The sequence below is a fragment of the Paeniglutamicibacter kerguelensis genome (assembly GCF_017876535.1).
In the GTDB taxonomy this organism is placed as follows: Bacteria; Actinomycetota; Actinomycetes; order Actinomycetales; family Micrococcaceae; genus Paeniglutamicibacter; species Paeniglutamicibacter kerguelensis.
The window spans coordinates 3,475,110-3,493,771 of sequence record NZ_JAGIOF010000001.1 but is presented as its reverse complement, the minus strand read 5'-3'; the positions used below and the strand labels follow the sequence as shown (position 1 = coordinate 3,493,771).

The window sequence follows — 18,662 nt, the reverse complement described above, 5'->3', positions numbered from 1 at the left end:
GGGGCCGGATCCGGGCTGCGCACCCAGGGAGCGCCCGCACGCCGCTCGTCCGATCTGTAGACTCGTATGCATGTCGGTTTCGGAGCTTTCGGTCAGTACGCAGAACTACCTGAAGGTCATCTGGGGTATCTCCGAATGGTCGGACGTTCCCGTGACGGCGACCGTCATTGCGCAGAAGACGGGGCTCAAGGTCTCCTCTGTTTCCGACGCCGTGCGGAAGATGACCACCCAGGGCCTGGTGAGCCACGCGCGCTACGGCGCCGTCGAACTGACCGACCTCGGCCGCAAGCACGCCCTGGACATGGTGCGCAGGCACCGGCTCCTGGAAACGTTCCTGGTCCAGGTCCTCGGATACGACTGGGACCAGGTCCACGACGAGGCCGAGAACCTGGAACACGCCATCTCGGATTTCATGGTGGAACGCCTCGACGCGTTCCTGCAGCACCCCACCCGCGACCCGCACGGAGACCCGATCCCGTCCGCGGACGGCGTGGTGGTGCTGCCCGACGCGGTCCTGCTCAGCGAGGTGGGACCGGGCCAGCGGGTCGTCGTGGAGCGGATCTCGGATGACGACCCGGTGCTCTTGAAGTTCCTCCACGCCCAAGGCGTCGTGCCGGGAGTCGTCTTGACGATCGTGGGGGCAACGCCGTTCTCGGATGCCCTGAGCCTGAACGTCGGCGACGGCGAAATCCCTGTCAGTCTGGGCCGCCAGGCGACGGACGCGCTTTACGTGTCCCACGCCTAAGTCACGCAACGCACCGAAACACGCCCAAACGCACCGGAGGCCAGGGGCGCCGGCGCGGTGCGCTGCTTCCCCCGGCCTCCCCGGTGCGGTGTCGTCGGCGGTCCTAGGCGACCTGCGACGGTTCGGGTGACGCCGCGGCGCGGCGGCGCTTCGAGGCCGCGTACCTCTTGCCCAGCAACCCCTGGGTGGGGCTGAAGAGGTACACCAGGGCGAACACCGCGCCCTGGGTCAGCACGATCATGCCGCCGGAGGCCGTGTCCAGGTAGTAGCTCACGTACAGGCCGACCACGGAGCAGACGACGGAAATCGCGGGCGCGATCACCAGCATCCGGCCGAACCGGTCGGTGAGCAGGTGGGCCGTGGCCCCCGGGATGATCAGCATGGCCACCACCAGGATGACGCCCACGGCCTGCAGGGCCACCACGGAGGTGAGGGCCAGCAGGCCCAGCAGCGCTGCGCCGATGATCTTCGGGTTCAGCCCGATGGCGTGGGCATGGGTCGGGTCGAACGCGAAGAGCGTGAAGTCCTTCCGCTTGAACAGCAGGATGCCCAGCGCGATCGCACCGAGGATGACGATCTGCGTCAGCTCGGCCTTCGAGACGCCCAGGAGGTTGCCGAAGATGATGTGGCTCAGGTCGGTGTTCGAGGGCGTGACGGAGATCAGTACCAGGCCCAGGGCGAAAAGCGTGGAGAACACGATGCCGATGGCCGCGTCCTCCTTGATGCGACTGGTGTCGCGGACGGCGCCGATCAACGCCACGGCCAGGAACCCGAAGAGCAGCGCGCCGATCGCGAACGGCACGCCGAGCACGTAGGCCAGCACGACGCCCGGAAGCACCGCGTGGGACACGGCGTCTCCCATTAGCGACCAGCCGATCAGCACCAGCCAGCAGGAAAGCACGGCGCAGACCGCCGCCGCCGTCACGGCCGTGGCCAGCGCGTTCACCATGAAGTCGTAGCCCAGCGGCTCGACGATGAGGTCTATGAGGTTCATGAGTCGTTTCCGCTTCCCAGGACGTCCAGGCCGAAGGCCAGGGCAAGGTTTTCCGGCCGCAGCACGGTCTTAGGGTCCCCGTGCATGAGCACCCGCTGCATGAGCAGGACGGCCTCGTCGGCCAGCGCCGGCAGGGCGTGCAGGTCGTGGGTCGAGACCAGGATGGCGGCGCCTTCCTGGGCCTGCTCGCGCAGCAGGCGCGTGATGGTGGCCTCGGAACGCTTGTCGACGCCCGCGAACGGCTCGTCCAGCAACAGGATGTTGGCGTTCTGGGCGATGCCGCGGGCCACGAAGGCGCGCTTCTTCTGGCCGCCGGAGAGCTGGCCGATCTGACGGTGCGCGTACTCGGTGAGTTCGACGCGTTCCAGGGCCTCGTTCACCGCCACGTGGTCGGAGCGCTTGGGGCGGCGGGTCCAGCCCATGCCCCCGTAGCGGCCCATCATGACAACGTCGTGCACCGAGACCGGGAAGGCCCAGTCGACGTCCTCGCTTTGCGGGACGTAGCCGATGGCCGCGGACTTGCGGGCCTGCGCCGGGGTTCCTCCGTTGATGGTGACGGTGCCGCCGTCGGGCTTGACCAGTCCCATGATCGCCTTGAACAGCGTCGACTTCCCCGAGCCGTTCATGCCGATCAGGCCGCAGATCCGTCCGTGGTTCAGGGTGAGTTCGGCCCGGTCCAGGGCCAGCACGTCGCCGTAGCGCACCGTGACGTCCCTGACCGTGATCGCCTGGGTGCTCATGACGTCTTCCCGGTGAGTGCCTCGAGGATCACCTTGGAATCGTGCCGGATGAGGTCGAGGTAGGTGGGGACGGGGCCGTCGGCCTCGGAGAGCGAATCGACGTACAGGGTTCCGCCGAACTTGCTGCCGCTGGCCTGGACCACCTGCTGCATCGGGGCATCGGACACCGTCGACTCGCAGAACACCGCCGGCACCTGGTTTTCCTTCACGAACTCGATGGCGGACGCGATTTGCCGCGGGGTGGCCTGCTGCTCGGCGTTGACCGCCCAGATGTACTTCTCGGTCAGGTCGGCGTCGCGGGCCAGGTAGGAGAACGCACCTTCGCAGGACACGATCGCCCGGTGGTTTGGTTCCAGTCCGGAAAGCCCTGCGACGAGGTTGTCCTGAAGCTGCTTCAGTTCCTGGTTGTAGGCGCGTGCGTTATCCGTGTAGACGGTGCTGTTCGCGGGGTCGAGCTCGATGAAGGCATCTCGGATGTTGTCGACGTAGATCTGCACATTGAGCGGGCTCATCCAGGCGTGCGGGTTGGGCTTGCCGGCGTAGGAATCCTCGGTGATGTCGATGGGTTCGACGCCCTCGCTGACCACCGCATGCGGCACGTCGATTTCCTCGACGAACTGCGTGAACCAACCCTCGAGGTTCATCCCGTGGTCCAGGATCAGCTGCGCGCGGGAAGCCTTGGCAATGTCCTGCGGGGTTGGTTCATAGCCGTGGATCTCGGCCCCGACCTTGGTGATCGACTCCACCTGGAGCTTGTCGCCGGCAACGTTCTGGGCGATGTCGGCCAGCACCGTAAACGTGGTGAGCACGACGGGGCGATCGGACTGACCGCCTCCGGCCCCGGGGTTTGAGTCGGAGCAGGCGCTGAGCGAGGCGATGAGCGCGACACTTGCCGCACCGGCCAGTAGTCGGCGCAGCAACGAGGGTGCGGCTGTCTTGTGTCGGCGAGGATTCGTCATTGATGTCCTATGCGGCGTGGTGTAGTCGTTGGGCCGGGGGAACGCGGCGTAAAAGCAATGTTACGTCATGCCGTAGAAGAATGTACGTCTAGACGTAACTATTGCGTAGCGTGAAGAAACGGCCGGCAAACGGGCCTCCGGGCGGGACGGATGCGGACCGATCCGGAGGTGTGTTCGGGAATCCTTGGTGACTAGGCAAGGCGAAAAACTGGAGCGTCCACGCGTCGTCGCCTGCAAGCGACGCGGGAACGCTCCGGCGTGAAAAATTTACGGTGGTTGATGACGACCCCGCTGCCATCCGGTGGATGCCAGGGGCGGCGTGACAGGGGCCGGGCGGATCTAGACGTTGATCCGGTAGCCGCGCTTGACGACCGTGGAGATCAGCCGCGGGTCCGGCAAGGCCCGCCGAAGCCTGCTGAGAGCCATGTCAAGGGCGTGGTCCGAGGAACCGTCGGGCAAAAGCGAGACCAACCGGGCACGGGGAACCACCCGTCCGCGAGCGCTCAGTATCGCCTTGAAGAGTTTCAGCTGGATGGCGCTGAGTTCGCGGTCGTTCCCGCCCAAAAGAACGGTGTCCCCGCGCAGCTCGCAGGAACCCAGAACAGATTGGCAACTGATCGATCCGCTGTCGGAGAGGTGTTCCACCAGGATGCGGATCATGGCACCCATCCGGTGCCGTTCGGGAACCAGTGGTTCGATCCCGACTTCCCGCAGCGGGGCGGCAGTCACCGGTCCCACGGTCACGCAGCACACGCTGAACTGGAGCGCCTCCAACAGCTCCGTGTAGCAACCCTGTTCCTCCGCGGCGGCGAGCATCGCGCGGACCGCCGGCGCACTGGTGAAGGTGACGGCATCGATGGCCCCGGAACACAGGGCCCGCAGCAATTGGGTCATCCGGTCCGCGTCCTCCGGGGGTCCCCAGCGATACGGGCTGATCCGGATGACCTCGCTGGCTCCGGCGTCCGTGAGGGCCTGTGCCGCGGGGTCGTCACCGATCCCGTGCTGTTGCAGCACCACCCTCTTGCCGGCAACCTTCGGGGACACCTCGGAAACCAGCGTGGAGGTCAGTTCGTCGCTGCTCATGCCGTCGGCCTCGAAACCCAGCGCGCGCACGGCGCCCAGGGCCTTGGGGCCGCGCACGTGGATCGACGCGTCGTGCAGGACCTGTGTCAGCTCGTCGCCCAGGCCTGCGGCATCGGCCGTCTCGAACCACCGGCGGAATCCGTAGGCCGTGCTGACCAACACGAATTCTGGCCGCAGGTCCAGAACCAGCCGCGTGTGTTCCAGCAATTCCGCATCTTCGACCAGCGGCGCCATGCGCAACGTCGGTGCGTGCTGCACTTGCGCGCCGCGGCGTTGCAACGCCTCGATGAGTTCGGCCGAACGCCGTTCAGAGGTGACGGCGATCCGGAATCCGGACAGGGGCGAGGCCACCCGGCCAGGTGTTTCCAGCTCGGCCACGCTCATCGTGCAACCGCCGGGATCAGCGACTGCAGTTCAAGGTCCCGGTCGCCCAGGGCCGCGACCCCGCCGATCACGATGACCGCGGGGTTGCTGCAACGCGCGCTGCGCGCCGCCTCGGCCAGCGTCCCCAGGGTTGCCCGGGTGCTTCGTTGGGTGTCGGTGCAGCCGCGCTCGATGATGGCGGCCGGCGTGCCGGCATCAAGCCCGTGGCGCAACAGCCCTGCGGTGGTCTGCTCCAGCGTGGCGACGCCCATGAGCACCACCAACGTGCCGCCGAAGCCGGCCATGTGCCCCAGCTCCTGTTCGGTGAACGGGTCGTGCCCCGAGAGCACCGTGAAGCCCTTGCTGATTCCGCGTGCCGTCACCGGAATGCCCACAGCGCCCGGAACCGAGATCGCGCTGCTGATTCCGGGGATCACCGTTGCCTGGATTCCCGCGGCCCGGCAGTCCGCAAGTTCCTCGGAGCCGCGCCCGAAGACGTACGGGTCCCCGCCCTTGAGGCGCACCACGTTGTTCCCTGCCCGGGCCGATTCGATCATCAATTCGGTGATGCGCGCCTGGGGCACCTTGTGGTGGCCCGGTGCCTTGCCCACATCAACCAGAGCGGCGCCCGGTGCCAACCGGGCCAGATCGTGGCTGGGCCCCAGCCGGTCGTAGAACACCACGTCGGCCGCCGTCAGCGCGGCGACTCCGCGCTCCGTGAGCAGGTCGCTGCTGCCGGGGCCGCCGCCGAGCAAAGTCACGGACCCCTCGCCCGGGGCCGCGGGCTCATGCGAAATCAGGATCGCTTGACTTGCGGCAAGCTTTTCGAGGACCGCCCACCCAGCGTTGCCGTCGTCGACCGCGACAACCAGGCGAATCAGGTGTGCCGCGTTCAATTGCCTTTCCGCCGTGCCTGGATCATGTGCCTCGCTGACGTGGGCGCCGGCGGCCCTGTAACGCGCCACTGCGCGCCGCGCGGCCCGGGGTTCTCCCGCAATGAGCACGTGGTGGCCGTTGAGTTGAAGGTTGCCGGCGAACATCATGCCTCCCAGGTTGAATTCGGGGTGCCGATGCCGATGCTGGCTCCCAGCGACACGGGGGCGGCCGGACGGTGCTGGCCGCGCTCGGGGACGTATTCCAGGTCCGGATCGGACATGCCCGGTGCGTTGACGAAGGAACGGAAACGGCGCAATTTCTCCGGGTCCGCCAGCGTGGCGGCCCATTCGTCCTCGTAGTTGCCGATGTGGTTTTCCATGGCTTCTTCGAGTTCCGCGCCCAGACCCAGCGAGTCCTCGACCACCACGGAGCGGACCATCTCGATGCCGCCGTCGAGGTCCTCCATCCAGCGCGCAGTGCGCTGGAGCTTGTCTGCCGTGCGGATGTAATACATCAGGTACCTGTCCACGTATCGAATCAGTGTCTTGTCGTCGATTCCCGTGGCCAGCAACCGGGCGTGGGCGGGATTGGCGCCGCCGTTGCCTCCCACGTAGAGGTTCCAGCCTTCCGCCGTGGCGATGACCCCGACGTCCTTGGCGCGGGCCTCGGCGCATTCGCGGGCGCACCCGGAGACGCCCATCTTGAACTTGTGGGGTGCCCGCAAGCCTCGGTAGCGCAGTTCCATTTCGATGCCCATGGCCACCGAATCCAGCATGCCGTAGCGGCACCAGGAGGATCCAACACATGTCTTCACGTTGCGCAGCGACTTGCCGTAGGCCTGCCCGGATTCGAACCCGCCGTCGACGAGTTCGCGCCAGATCTCGGGCAGCTGTTCCAGCCGGGCACCGAACATGTCGATGCGCAGTCCGCCGGTGAGCTTGGTGTAGAGGCCGTACTTCTGGGCGACGTGCGCGATGAGCGCGAGCTTCTCCGGGGTGATTTCCCCGCCGGGGATCCGGGGGACCACCGAGTAGGTGCCGTCCTTCTGCATGTTGGCCATGACGCGGTCGTTGGTGTCCTGCGCGCCGGCCAGTCCGGCTTCCATCGGGTGCCCGGAGGTCTGCGAGGCGAGGACGGAGGCGATCACCGGCTTGCAGATGTCGCAGCCCGCCCCCTGGCCGAAGCGCTGCATGATTTCCGGGTAGGTTTTCAGGCCGGCCACGCGGACGGCCTCGAAAAGCTGGGCCCGCGAGAGCTCGAAGTGCTCGCACATGGCCGCCGAGATGACGGCCCCGTTCTTGAGCATCTCGGTTTCCATGAGTTTCTTGAGCATGGGCACGCAGGATCCGCATTGGGTTCCGGCGCGGGTGCAGCCCTTCAGCGCCGAAAGGTTGGTGACGGGTTCCTGGCCCTCGCAACTTCCGCATCCGCCCACTGCGTCCCTGATGGTTCCGGCGTTGACGTTGTTGCACGAGCACAGGACGGCGTCGTCGGGCAGTTCGCCGTCCGGGACCTCGCCGCCCAGGGCGCTGAGGTAGGCGCCCGGCTCGGCAGGCAGCTCCCTGCCCAGCAGCGGGCGCAGCGCCTGGTAGGGGCTGGCATCGCCGACGAAGATCCCGCCCAGGAGCACCTTGGCATCCTGCGAGACAACGATCTTTTGGTAGAGGCCGCGCGGCGCATCCGCGTAGACCACCTCGAGGGCGCCCTCGGTGCGTGCGAAACCGTCGCCAAAGCTTGCCACGTCCACACCGGAGAGCTTGAGCTTCGTGGCGGTGTCGAACCCGCCGAACTCGGCGGACCCGCCCTGCAGCTGTTCGGCGAGCACTTCCGCCATGGCGTTGGCCGGGGCCACCAGGCCCACGCACAGGCCGCCGAAGTTGGCGACCTCGCCGATCGCCCAGACATGCGGCACGGCCGTGGCGCAGCGTGCGTCGATCTCGATGCCGCCGCGCGGGCCCAGACCGAAGCGCGGTGCCAAACTGTCCTGCGAATCAAGGAACTCGTTGTGGCGGCGGGCCAGTTCGTCGCGCGGCCGGACGCCGATCGAGACCACCACCATGTCCGCGTCGATCCGGCGGCCGTCGGCCATCAGCACGCCTTCGACCCGCACTTGTCCTGCCTCGGTGCCGGTGATGATTTCCTGCGGGTACACGCCGCCGTGCACCGTGAATCCCGTGTCGGCGATGAGCCGGCCCATGGCTTGCCCCGCGCCCTCATCGAGCTGGGTTCCCATGAGCCACTTGCCGCCGTCGATGACCACCGCGTCCGCTCCGAGGGCCTGGGCGCCGGCCGCTGCCTCGAGCCCCAGCAAGCCGCCGCCGATGGTGGCCACCACCGGGGCTCGGCCCAGGCGTTCGGCAAGCTCGCACACGGACGCCGCAATGGCCCAGACGTCCTCCAAGGTCCGGTACACGTGGGTGTGCCCGGCACCGGGAATGGGCAGGGTGGCTGCGTTGGAGCCGGTGGCCAGGACCAGTTCGTCATACTCGAAGCTGCGTCCGTCGGCCGTGGTCACCCGGCGGCTGATGCTGTCGATTCCGATGGCCGCGGCATGTGTTTCGAGGGCGACATTCTCCCGTTCCCACAGCCCGGCATCGCCCAGGGTCAGATCCACCCCGGGGTTGGTCAACGCCTGCGACAGGGCGACCCTGTCATAGGGAAGGTGGACTTCCTCGGTGAGCACGGTGATGTGCACGTTGCTCGGCTCCCGGCCGGCCATGGCCTCGGTGAAACGATGTGCGGCGGGGCCTCCGCCAACCACCACAATGCGGCGTGATCCATTCACTGCGCTCATTTTGTATCTCGACTTTCGCTCACGAACCCAAGGGTGCTGTGGTTGACTGCTTTCCACCCTAGGGAGCCGGTTTTGCCGCCCGATGACCCAGACGTTTCGGTCTGCGCAATTTCATGCACCAATCTCATGACATGGGGTGAGTGTCCCGAAACATGGATGAAACGATCGACGGGAGAGGCGTGCGCAACCCGAGCCGGGACCTCGCGGCGACCGCCGGTTTCGGACAGGATCACTCCGCCTCACCGGATCCTCCCGTCGGTGTGAGCGACGGTTTACAGGTGCGCAACACCAGAACGTCGAGCACGAAACAACGGCTCCGTAGGCTCGCCTCATCGGAACAACCCGGATCGAAAATTCCCAGTCGAGAGGAACCCAGTGATGAGCGCTGTAGTCGAAGAAGTCGTACTCGAATCCGAAGACGGCATGGTGTCGGTGTGCCGGCCCGAGGACCTCGAGCCGGGGTGGGGTGAGGCCGCGTGGCTGGGCGGGAAGCAGGTCGCACTCTTCCGCACGGAAGGCGAGGACTTCTTCGCCGCCTCCCACCACTGCCCCACCAGCGGGGCCAAGGTCATGGCCCGGGGGATCCTGGGCGACCAGACGATCGACGGCCACCGGGTGTCAACCATCGCGTGCCCGCTGCACAAGGAGGTGTACCGGTTGGACACCGGTGCCTGCCTGAGCGCCTCGGCGCAGCCGCTGCCGGTCTTCCCGCTGGTCGAACGCCAGGGCCAGCTGTGGATGGCGGGAAGGCCATGACCACGGCGTACGCGGAACCCGTAGTGATGGACCACGCCGCGTGGCAGGGGTGGTCCGAGATGCTTCCCGAGCCGTCCCTGGTGGCCGTCTCCCACGGAACGGGCGATCCGGCGGGCCGCTCGGCGACCCGGGGACTCGTGGATGCGGTGGACGCGGCCATGGGCACCACCCCGGTGCATGACGCATTCGTGGATGTCGAACACCCGAGGGTTGGCCGGTTCGTCTGCTCGGAGGAGCTGGGGCCGGATGCCGCGGCGGCCCTGGTGCCCTTGCTGCTTTCCGCGGGCACGCATGCATCCGGCGACCTTGCCGATGCCGCAGCGCTGCGTCCGGGCACGCGGGTCGCACTTCCGCTGGGCCCGGCCAGCGGGCTGGCGATCGTTCTGCGCCGCCGTCTCCTGGAGGCCGGCTGGGTTCCGGGTGAAGCGGTGATCTTGGCCTGTGCCGGGTCGACCGATCCCGCGGGCGTCGCGGACTGTCGCACGATGGCACAACGTCTGGCCGGCCACCTGCAAGTCCCCGTCACCGCCGCATTCATTTCGGCCGCCGAACCACGACTTGGCGAGGCCATCAACGCGGCGCGCACGCGCAACCCGAGAGTCCGCACCGCGGTTGCCACTTATTTGCTGGCCCCAGGCTATTTTGCGGACCTGGCTGCAGCTTGCACACCGGACGTGCTGGGCAAACCGCTGTTGGTCCCCGGCGAGAACCCGCCGCAGGAACTGGTTGACCTGGTGATCAAGCGATACCGGCAGGCCATCGCTTAGAACCTCGCTTTGCCACGCTCGGCGATGCCACCTTTGACCGGGAATCACCAGCCTGGGGGTGGGTTGTGAATTCGTCGAATATCCGGCGCTAGGACTCCGAAGCGTCCGGCAACGATCGTTCGCATGACACTGTTTGGTTTCATTGGGCCCGGGAAACCAAGGACTCGCGGTGTCATGCCTTGCCGTGTGCACGCCAGTGCAATGGATGCACTCCTGGGCGAGACGCAATTCCGGCGAAGGCCGGACCCACGGCTGGGAACTGCGCAGATTGCAAGTCGGCGGCTGCCAATTTCTGTCGGAAAACCGCGCCAGCGTCGGATGTTTCACTTTCTCACAAGCCACACCAAGAAACCGTCCGATCCGTGAATGCACCGGATCGGACGGTTCTTTTGGTGCCGCGCTCGCCGAGCCTCAGGCGGAAACCGGAACCGGTCTGAGCATCGCTTCAATCGTGGCGCGGCAGCCGCCGCATCCGGTGCCGGCCCGGCAGGCATCGCCCACCTCGGAGACAGTCAGGCAACCGGCCTCCACCGCCCGGGCCACCTGCCCGTGCGTGGCACCCGAACAGCGGCACAACTGGTCATCGGTCCCCGCAGCCACGGGTGTCTCCAGCGCGCACGGGTCATCCAGGCGCAGCAGGGTCGAACGATCCTGCGGCAGCACGCTGCCACGTTCGTAGGCCAGCACCAGTTCGGCGCTGGTGCGGGGCAGCCCCATGGCCAGGAAACCGGTGGGGACCCCGTGCCTGGTGACGAGTTTCAGGTAGCGGCCCTCCGCGGGGTCGGCGAAGACGGTCACCTGGTCCTCGCCCCCGTCCCAGAGGCCCGCCGAGATGTTTCCGCCGGCCGTCACCTCCAAACCCTGTCCCTTGAGCATCAGCACGTCCGAGGAGTGGTGGGCCGGTGGGGCGATCGCGGGGTCCAGGCGTTCGGCGGGGGCATCCGGCCGAGGTGCCGGGTGCGTGAGCATGAAGTTCGCCAGCCAGCCGGCCTGTGCCCACCCCGGGGCCAACAGCCCGACCGGTGCCCTGCCGGCAACCTCCGCGCAGTCACCGATCGCAAAGATGCGGTTCTCGGAATCGGCAACGAGGAATTCGTTGGTTTGAATCCCGCGGTTCACCTTCAACCCGCACCCCGCGGCCAATTCGGTGCGTGCCCGGACACCCGTTGAGATGAGCAGGGCATCGCCGGGGATCACTCCGTGGCCTTCGGTGGCCAGCCCGGTGAATCCCGCATCGTCCTTTTCCACGCCCGTGGCCCGGACGCCGGACACCACCTCGATGCCCGCGGCCCGCAGGCCCCGGGCCAGGAGCTTCCCGCCGTCGGCGTCCACCGTGCGGCCCAGCGGCGCCTCCCCGTGGTGGATGAGCACCGGGCGGTGCCCGGCCTTGGCCATGGCCAGGGCCGCCTCGATGCCCAGGATCCCTCCGCCGAGCACCAGCACCCGGCCCTCGCGTTGAAGCACCCCATGCAATTCCGTGGCGTCCTCGAGGGTGCGCAGGGCGAGCACGCCGTCGGGCAACCGGGCCTCGACGTGCGGCTCGAAGTTCACTCCGTGCAGGGTCGGGATCACCGGCCGCGCGCCGGTGGCAAAAACCAGCCGGTCGTAGGGCAGCACCCCGCCATCCCCCAGGCGCACCTGGCTGCGGGAACGGTCCACGCGGGTGACCTTGGTGCCCAAGCGCAGGTAGACCCCGGACTGCCGCAGCCGCTGTTCGTCGACCATGTTCAGGTGCCCGGCCTCGGTGGCCCCGACCGCCAGCTCGGCAAGCAGCACCCTGTTGTAGGCCACGTGTTTTTCGGCGGAAACCACGGTGAGGTGGATCCGTCCGTCGGCGACGCCGGGGAGCAGGCCCTCCGCGAGGGATGCTGCCACGGGGCCGAACCCGATGACGATGATGCGTTCCGGGGTGCCTGGCATCAGGACTCATCTCCCAGGGGATACAGCGACACGGGGACGTGCTTGAATTCGGGCATCGCACTGAGCGGGTCGACCAGCGCCGGGGTCAGCAGGTTGGCGTTGTTGGCGCCGGCGAAATGGAAGGGCAGGAACACCGTGTCCAGCCGGATCCCGGCGGTGAGCCGTGCCCGGGCCACCATCCGTCCGCGGCCGTTGGCGAGCGCCACGCGCTGCCCCTCGGCAATGCCGTGCGCCAGCGCTGTGGCCGGGTGGATTTCCAGCAGTGCCTCGGGCGCCGCCGCATGCAGTTCCGCCACGCGGCGAGTCTGCGTGCCGGTTTGGTAGTGCTCCAGCAACCGGCCGGTGACCAGGGAGACCATGCCGGGCTGGTGCGCGGCCTCGGGTAGCGCGGCGTGGTGGACGGGGACGATCACGGCCCTGCCGTCGGGGTGGGAGAAGCGTTCCAGGAAGAGGCGCGGCGTGCCGGACCGCCGCCCCGGCTCGCGGGAGACCGGCTGTGCCGGGGAGCAGGGCCAATACACCGCGGCCCCCGCATCGAGGTCGTCCCAGTCGATCCCGGAGTAGTCGGCCAAGCCGCCCGCCGAGGCGAGGCGCAGCTCCTCGAAGACCTCGCGGGCCTCGGGGGAGAACGTCCCGGGGGAGTCCAGGCGCCGGGCCAGCTCGGCGAGGATCCACAATTCGTTGCGCGCCATCTCCGGTGCCTCCAGGGCGGCACGCCGACGGAGCACACGGCCCTCCAGGTTTGTCATGGTGCCTTCCTCCTCCGCCCACTGCAGCACCGGGAGCACCAGGTGGGCTTCGGCCGCGGTTTCCGACAGGAAGAAATCGCAGACCACCACGAAGTCCAGGCGCCGCAACCCGACAATCACCCGGGAAGCGTCGGGTGAGGAGAGTGCCGGGTTGGATCCGTGCACCATGAGCATGCGTGCGCCGCGCTCCCTGCCCAGGGTGTGCAGCAATTCGGTGGCTGGGACGCCGGGACCGGGAATGGTTTCCGGGGCCACGCCCCACACCTTGGCCACGTGTTCCCGGTGCGCGGGGTCGGTGATTTTTCGGTAGCCGGGCAGCTGGTCGCATTTCTGTCCATGTTCGCGCCCGCCCTGGCCGTTGCCCTGCCCCGTGATGGTTCCGAACCCGCCGGCCGTGGTGCCCGGCAACCCGAGCAGCAGGGCGAGGTTGATCGCGGCCGTGGTGGTGTCGGTGCCGTTGGCGTGCTGTTCCACGCCGCGACCCGTCAGGATGTAGACGGGCCCGCCACCGGATTTCGCCGCGCGCGCCGCCAGTGCCAGGGCGCGGGCGGTGCGCCGGATCTCGCCGGCGGGAACACCCGTGGCCGATTCGACTCGTTCGGGCCACCACTGCGCCAGCGAGCTGCGCAGCGCACCCAAGCCGTTGGTCCGCCGCGCCAGGTATTCATGGTCGACCAGCGACTCGCCGAGGAGCACGTGGGCCAGGCCCAGAAGCAGCTGCAGGTCGCTGGCCGGTGTTGGTTGCAGGTGCCAGCCCGCGCCGTTGGCGCAGAGCTCGGCCGTCGCCGAGCGGCGGGGATCCACCACGACCAGCCCGCCGGAGGTGCGTGCTCCCTCGAGGTGCCGCACAAACGGGGGCATGGTGTCGGCAACATTGGACCCCAGCATCAGAATCATGGAGGCCCCGTCCAGGTCCGCCAGCGGGAAGGGAAGGCCGCGGTCGAGTCCGAACGCGCGGTTTCCGGCCGTTGCGGCCGAGGACATGCAGAACCGGCCGTTGTAGTCGATGCGTGAGGTGCCCAAAGCCAGCCGGGCGAACTTACCCAGCTGGTAGGCCTTCTCATTGGTCAGGCCGCCGGCACCGAAGACCGCCACGGCATCGGCCCCGTGTTTGGCACGGATTCCCGCGGCCCGTTGGGCCACCATATCCAGGGCCTCGTCCCAACCGATGGGTGAGAAGCCGCCATCGGGATGGCGCAACAGGGGAGTGTCCAACCTTTCGGCGTGCCTCAGCAGCCTCGCCGCGCTGTAGCCCTTGCGGCACAAGGCGCCGCCGTTGGTTTCGAAGTTCCTCCCGCTCAGTTTCACCGGCTCGCCGGCGTCGGGCGTCGGCTCCAGTGTGATACCGCATTGCAGGGCGCAGTAGGGGCAATGTGTGTCGGTGGCCTGATGGACGTGTCCGGCCTCGGTCGGAATGCTCATTCAGACTCCTCGGTTGGCGAACTCTGTGCCGCGGCGAACGTAGCAGAACCAAGTCACAGCCATAAGCGCAATATAGAACGCGACGAAGATACAAAATGCCGGGGTGTAGGAGCCGCGCAGCGAGATCGACAGTCCCAGGGCCTGCGGGACCAGGAAGCCGCCGTAGGCCCCGATGGCCGAGACCAGCCCGAGTGCCGCGGCCGCCTTGCGGGCCGCGCCCACCCCGCCGGTCTTTCCCTCGGTATCGGATGCCATCGTGGCGCGCAGCGCGAAGACCGCCGGGATCATCCGGTAGGTCGAACCGTTGCCGACCCCGCTGGCCGTGAAGAGCACCAGGAAGAGTGCGAGGAACAGCCAGAAGTTGGCGTGCGCGAGTGTCAGCACCAAACCGACGGTCACCGTTGCCATGACGCTCAGGGCGCCGAGGGTGATCCTCGCGCCGCCAAACCGGTCGGCAAGTTTCCCGCCGAAGGGACGGGCCAGGGAACCGACCAGGGGGCCGAGGAAGGCCAGGGAAATCGTGGCCGTGCCCAGCTGGAAGGCGGAGTATCCGGTGAAGGTGTCGGCGATGAGTTTAGGGAACACCGCCGAGAACCCGATGAAGGATCCAAAGGTGCCGATGTAAAGGGTCGCAATGATCCACAGGTGCTTTTCACGAAGGCACGCCAGCGCGCCGCGCACGTCCGACCGGGCGTTGCTCAGGTTGTGCATGTTGCGCCAAGCGCCGAACGCGGCCACCAGGATCAAGGGGATCCAGATGATGCCGGCCATCGGCAGCTGCAACGAACCGGCGGCGAAGACCGTGATGGCGATCGGCACCAGCAGCTGGGCCACCGCAGCGCCGAGGTTGCCACCCGCGGCATTCAATCCAAGGGCCCAACCCTTCTGCGAAGCCGGGTAGAAGTAGGTTATGTTGGCCATCGAGGAGGCGAAGTTGCCGCCGCCGAACCCGGCGAGCCCGGCCAGTGTCAGCATGACCCAGAAGGGGGTGCTGGTGTCGGAAACGGCCAGGGCCAGGCCGCCGGCCGGGATCAGCAACAACAGGGCGGAGACGACGGTCCAATTCCGGCCCCCAAAGCGGGCGACCATGAACGTGTAGGGGATTCTCAAGGTTGCGCCGATCAAGCTGGGCATCGAGATCAACCAGAAGAGCTGGGTGGTGCTGTAATCGAATCCGGCCTTCGGCAGGTAGACCGCGACGATTGCGAAGAGCTGCCATACGACGAAGCCCAGGAACTCGGCGAAAATTGACCAGCGAAGGTTGGTGGCGGCGGTGGAGCGGCCGATCCTGTTCCAGAATTCGGGGTTTTCCGCGTCCCAATTGCTGACCCACCGTCCCTTGGCCATCACCAGGGAAGTTGTGGGAGCTGCGACGGTGCCGATCGTTTGCGTTTCGGACTCTAGCTGGGTGCTCAAGGCGAATCGTTCCCTTTCACTCGTGGTTGATGCTGTTGAGCATTCCAGAGCTGGATTTCATCGGGGCGCAGTTGCTGTTGCGCCAAAGGCAAATGGAAATCACGATCACAATACAAAGCGGGAGAACCGCGAAACCTGCTGGAAACGCGGCCGGGAGATCCACGCCGGAGGTCCGGTGCTTGGCATGCCCTATGCAGGGACCCGGCACAAACCGAATGGCGACGTACAACGTGAGATCAGGGTTAGCCACTGGGCAGTAGGTCGTGCTGACCATGGGGTAACGCCATAAAACTGTCTGGCCGGGCCGATACGCTCATGCATGAGTCACGTTGTCGTCCGCGGGTTCAATGGAAACGGCCTAGCCGCAGGCGGTACGGTCCATCTATTCAGGGGTAAAAAGTTCACCGGAATATGTCCAATGGTTCATTGCCACGCACTGGTCCCAGACATAGACTCGCCTCTGGAACAGACCCCCACTCACGGAACGGAAAACACATGCCCAAGCCAGACATCACCTCCGGATCGCCATGCTGGATCGACCTGATGACCGCCGATCCACAGCGCTCGATGGATTTCTATTCCGAGCTGTTCGGATGGACCTACGAGGTCGGCGACCAGGAGAAGTACGGCGGTTACACCATGGCGTTCAAGGACGGGCAGTCCGTCGCCGGCCTCATGAAGAACGACGGACAGTCCGGCTACCCGGACGTCTGGTCGACCTATCTGCGCGTGGATGACATCGGCGCGACGGTGGAGGCGGCCGCCGCCAACGGCGGAGCGGTCTTCATGCCGCCGATGGAGGTGCCGGAGCAGGGCAAGATGGCGATGATTGGCGACCCGGGCGGGGCAAGCCTCGGCCTCTGGGAGTTCGGCGGCCACACGGGCTACCAGCTCGTCGCCGAGGAAGGGGCTCCCGCATGGCACGAGCTTTTCACCCGCAATTTCCCGGCCGCAGTGAAGTTCTACGAGGACGTGTTCGGCTGGGACATCAACGTCGTTGGCGACACCGACGAATTCCGCTACTCAACCCTTGGCTCCAATGAGGATGCCAAGGCCGGAATCATGGATGCCAGCTCGTTCCTCCCGGCCGAGGTTCCCGCCAACTGGCATGTCTACTTCGCCGTAGACAACGCGGATGCAACCATCGAAAAGGCACTGGCCCAGGGCGGAACCGTCATCCAGCCGGCCGAGGACACCCCCCACGGTCGCAACGCGGCACTCACCGACGCAACCGGTGCGCCGTTCTGGATCACCCAGGAAATCAAGCAGGGCTAATCCCGGGTTAAACCAAGGCCGGCCGCATCCCAGACTGGGGATGCGGCCGGCCTTGGTTGTGTCTGGAGTCCGCCGGTAGCCAACCAGCATGGGGCCGGAACGAAGAACGTCCACTTCCGGCACACCGCACCCGAACCGCGGCTGTTTAGGCTTCGGGTCCGTCGAATGCCGAGCGTGCGTCGAGGATCGCGCGGTGATTTGTTGCCGCCCAGCCCACGAGTTCGATCACCGGCTCGCTCAAGGAGCGGCCGAGCGGCGTTGTTGCGTATTCGACGCGGGGAGGGATTTCCGGATAGCTCGTGCGGGTGACGAGCCCGTCGCGTTCGAGACTCCGGAGCGTCTGGGTGAGCATGCGGTGCGAGATCCCGTCGACACTGCGCTGGATCTCCGTGAAGCGGCGGGGACCGTCATGCAGGAGACCGATTACCAGCAGGCTCCACTTGTCGCCGACACGGGCAAGGACCTCGCGGATCACGCGGCTGGCGGGATTGTCCGTGCTGCACATCGCTGCGCCGTCGGTATCGCCGAGCACGTGGATGGATTTGGGCGTTTGCACTTGTGATGGATCGGTTTTCATGTCTGTTCCTTTCCAATACGCACCTCAAGGTGCGTAACGAACGTAGAAGTTCGGTAGGCCTTTGGGGAACATCTAACATTTGGTGCGTTATGCACCTTTAGTAACTAACGAACTAGGAGTTCCTATGTACATCGCTCTTTGGGTAGTAACAGGTATTTTTGCAGCACTCTTCGCCATGGCCGGGAGCATGAAAGTCGTGAAGCCGTACGCCGGCATTCGCGAACAAATGGAATGGGTGGAAACGGTGACCCCCGCGCAGTTGAAGGGCATCGGCATCGTCGAGGTGCTCGGCGCCATCGGCATGGTGTTGCCGGCCGCAACGGGCATCGCGCCCTGGCTCACCCCGGTTGCCGCCGTGGGACTGCTTGTGACAATGATCGTCGCGACGGCCCTGCACATACGCCGTAAGGAACCCTTCCTTCCCAGCCTGATCCTCGGCGTTGTCGCACTGGTTGTCGCAATCGGTTGGATCCTAGTCCCGCAACTGTGACAAGTGCCGAGGTCGTCACGCCCGGCTTACAGTCACCGTAAACAGAAATCTTTGTCCCGACCGAGAGGAGCCACCTCGCATGTCCACTTCCACCGAACGCCCGCTCATCAAGGTCATCGTTGGCAGTGTGCGTCCCGTGCGCGTCGGCGACCAAATCGCGGCCGCCTTGGCGCCGGTGCTCGCCGAGGCCTCGGGAGCGCGCGTCGAAATCATCGACCTCGCCGGGCTTGCGCTGCCGATGCTTGACGAACCGATGATGCCTGCGATGGGCAACAACCAGAAGCCCCACACCATCGTGTGGAGCGAGATGGTCAAGGAGAGTGATGCGGTGGTGTTCCTGACGCCGCAGTACAACGGCGGCTATCCGGCGGCGCTGAAGAACGCCGTCGATTACCTTTATCGCGAGTGGTCGGCCAAGCCCGCGCTCATCGTGAGCTACGGCGGCCACGGCCACGGCGGCGGCCAGTCCGGGGCGCAGCTGCGCTCGGTGCTCGAGTTCGTCGGGCTCGACCTGGTGGCAGGCAATGTGGAGCTCACCCTTCCCCGCGACTCCTACGGCGCCGACTGGCGGCTCACGGATGCCGAACCGATCGTCACGAGCCACGAGACCCCAATTCGCGCCGCAGCCGAGGCGCTTGGTGCGCGGTTGCGAAACAAGGCAGAGGCGCCGGTGGCCGCGGGAGCCTAGGTCTGCAGTCACCGATCCGCCTCACCTTTCGATTGAATTCGGAGGTGG

General features: G+C 66.6%; 16 protein-coding genes. 6 read left to right on the top strand and 10 right to left on the bottom strand.

The features are described 5' to 3' along the window. Positions 1–70 precede the first annotated feature (70 nt). Positions 71–745, top strand: coding sequence for a metal-dependent transcriptional regulator (locus JOF47_RS15910; protein ID WP_210000146.1), 675 nt, complete (start codon positions 71–73; stop codon positions 743–745). A gap of 103 nt (positions 746–848) precedes the next feature. Here JOF47_RS15910 and JOF47_RS15905 read toward each other — a convergent pair whose 3' ends face one another. The 6 genes from JOF47_RS15905 to nirB all read right to left on the bottom strand — a co-directional run bounded on the left by JOF47_RS15905 (position 849) and on the right by nirB (position 8,554). Continuing rightward, positions 849–1,739, bottom strand: a complete 891-nt coding sequence (locus tag JOF47_RS15905; RefSeq protein WP_210000144.1) for a metal ABC transporter permease — start codon at positions 1,737–1,739, stop codon at positions 849–851. Further along, the gene (locus JOF47_RS15900; protein ID WP_210000142.1) at positions 1,736–2,479 is read right to left on the bottom strand and encodes a metal ABC transporter ATP-binding protein; all 744 of its coding nucleotides are present in this window, start codon (positions 2,477–2,479) and stop codon (positions 1,736–1,738) included. The genes JOF47_RS15905 and JOF47_RS15900 overlap by 4 nt, the downstream gene beginning before the upstream one ends. Next, complete coding sequence (locus JOF47_RS15895; protein WP_210000140.1) at positions 2,476–3,438, bottom strand: metal ABC transporter substrate-binding protein; 963 nt, start codon at positions 3,436–3,438, stop codon at positions 2,476–2,478. Before JOF47_RS15895 ends, JOF47_RS15900 begins: the two co-directional genes overlap by 4 nt. Before the next feature lie 339 nt (positions 3,439–3,777). After that, positions 3,778–4,905, bottom strand: coding sequence for a uroporphyrinogen-III synthase (locus JOF47_RS15890; protein WP_210000137.1), 1,128 nt, complete (start codon positions 4,903–4,905; stop codon positions 3,778–3,780). Further along, positions 4,902–5,927 (bottom strand): uroporphyrinogen-III C-methyltransferase, encoded by a 1,026-nt coding sequence (gene cobA, locus JOF47_RS15885; protein ID WP_245356397.1) that lies wholly within the window; start codon positions 5,925–5,927, stop codon positions 4,902–4,904. The genes JOF47_RS15890 and cobA overlap by 4 nt, the downstream gene beginning before the upstream one ends. After that, positions 5,924–8,554, bottom strand: coding sequence for a nitrite reductase large subunit NirB (nirB, locus tag JOF47_RS15880; protein WP_210000135.1), 2,631 nt, complete (start codon positions 8,552–8,554; stop codon positions 5,924–5,926). The genes cobA and nirB overlap by 4 nt, the downstream gene beginning before the upstream one ends. A 378-nt stretch (positions 8,555–8,932) precedes the next feature. On the opposite strand from nirB, the gene nirD reads away from it, so the two are divergent. Continuing rightward, a complete protein-coding gene (nirD, locus tag JOF47_RS15875; protein WP_210000134.1) occupies positions 8,933–9,310 on the top strand; it encodes a nitrite reductase small subunit NirD in 378 nt (125 codons plus the stop codon). Continuing rightward, entirely contained in the window at positions 9,307–10,077 is a 771-nt protein-coding gene (locus JOF47_RS15870) for a sirohydrochlorin chelatase (RefSeq protein WP_245356396.1), read from the top strand. The genes nirD and JOF47_RS15870 overlap by 4 nt, the downstream gene beginning before the upstream one ends. 411 nt (positions 10,078–10,488) lie before the next feature. On the opposite strand, the gene JOF47_RS15865 is transcribed toward JOF47_RS15870, so the two are convergent. From JOF47_RS15865 to JOF47_RS15855, 3 genes are read right to left on the bottom strand one after another with little or no spacing between them, the layout of a single operon-like run. Further along, a complete protein-coding gene (locus JOF47_RS15865) occupies positions 10,489–11,997 on the bottom strand; it encodes an FAD-dependent oxidoreductase (protein ID WP_210000133.1) in 1,509 nt (502 codons plus the stop codon). Beyond that, on the bottom strand, positions 11,997–14,168 hold the full coding sequence (locus JOF47_RS15860) for a molybdopterin oxidoreductase family protein (protein WP_210000132.1): 2,172 nt from the start codon (positions 14,166–14,168) through the stop codon (positions 11,997–11,999). Before JOF47_RS15860 ends, JOF47_RS15865 begins: the two co-directional genes overlap by 1 nt. Then, positions 14,169–15,584, bottom strand: a complete 1,416-nt coding sequence (locus JOF47_RS15855) for an MFS transporter (protein WP_377737316.1) — start codon at positions 15,582–15,584, stop codon at positions 14,169–14,171. A 495-nt stretch (positions 15,585–16,079) separates the two neighbouring features. On the opposite strand from JOF47_RS15855, the gene JOF47_RS15850 reads away from it, so the two are divergent. Continuing rightward, positions 16,080–16,859: a VOC family protein gene (locus JOF47_RS15850; protein WP_210000129.1), complete on the top strand. Its 780-nt coding sequence runs from the start codon at positions 16,080–16,082 to the stop codon at positions 16,857–16,859. 145 nt (positions 16,860–17,004) lie between these two features. On the opposite strand, the gene JOF47_RS15845 is transcribed toward JOF47_RS15850, so the two are convergent. After that, positions 17,005–17,436: a winged helix-turn-helix transcriptional regulator gene (locus JOF47_RS15845; protein ID WP_342592812.1), complete on the bottom strand. Its 432-nt coding sequence runs from the start codon at positions 17,434–17,436 to the stop codon at positions 17,005–17,007. Between the two features lie 187 nt (positions 17,437–17,623). On the opposite strand from JOF47_RS15845, the gene JOF47_RS15840 reads away from it, so the two are divergent. Together JOF47_RS15840 and JOF47_RS15835 are read left to right on the top strand one after the other, a co-directional pair. After that, on the top strand, positions 17,624–17,926 hold the full coding sequence (locus tag JOF47_RS15840; RefSeq protein ID WP_245356395.1) for a DoxX family protein: 303 nt from the start codon (positions 17,624–17,626) through the stop codon (positions 17,924–17,926). 79 nt (positions 17,927–18,005) lie between these two features. Beyond that, complete coding sequence (locus tag JOF47_RS15835) at positions 18,006–18,614, top strand: NADPH-dependent FMN reductase (RefSeq protein ID WP_210000127.1); 609 nt, start codon at positions 18,006–18,008, stop codon at positions 18,612–18,614. Positions 18,615–18,662 lie beyond the last annotated feature (48 nt).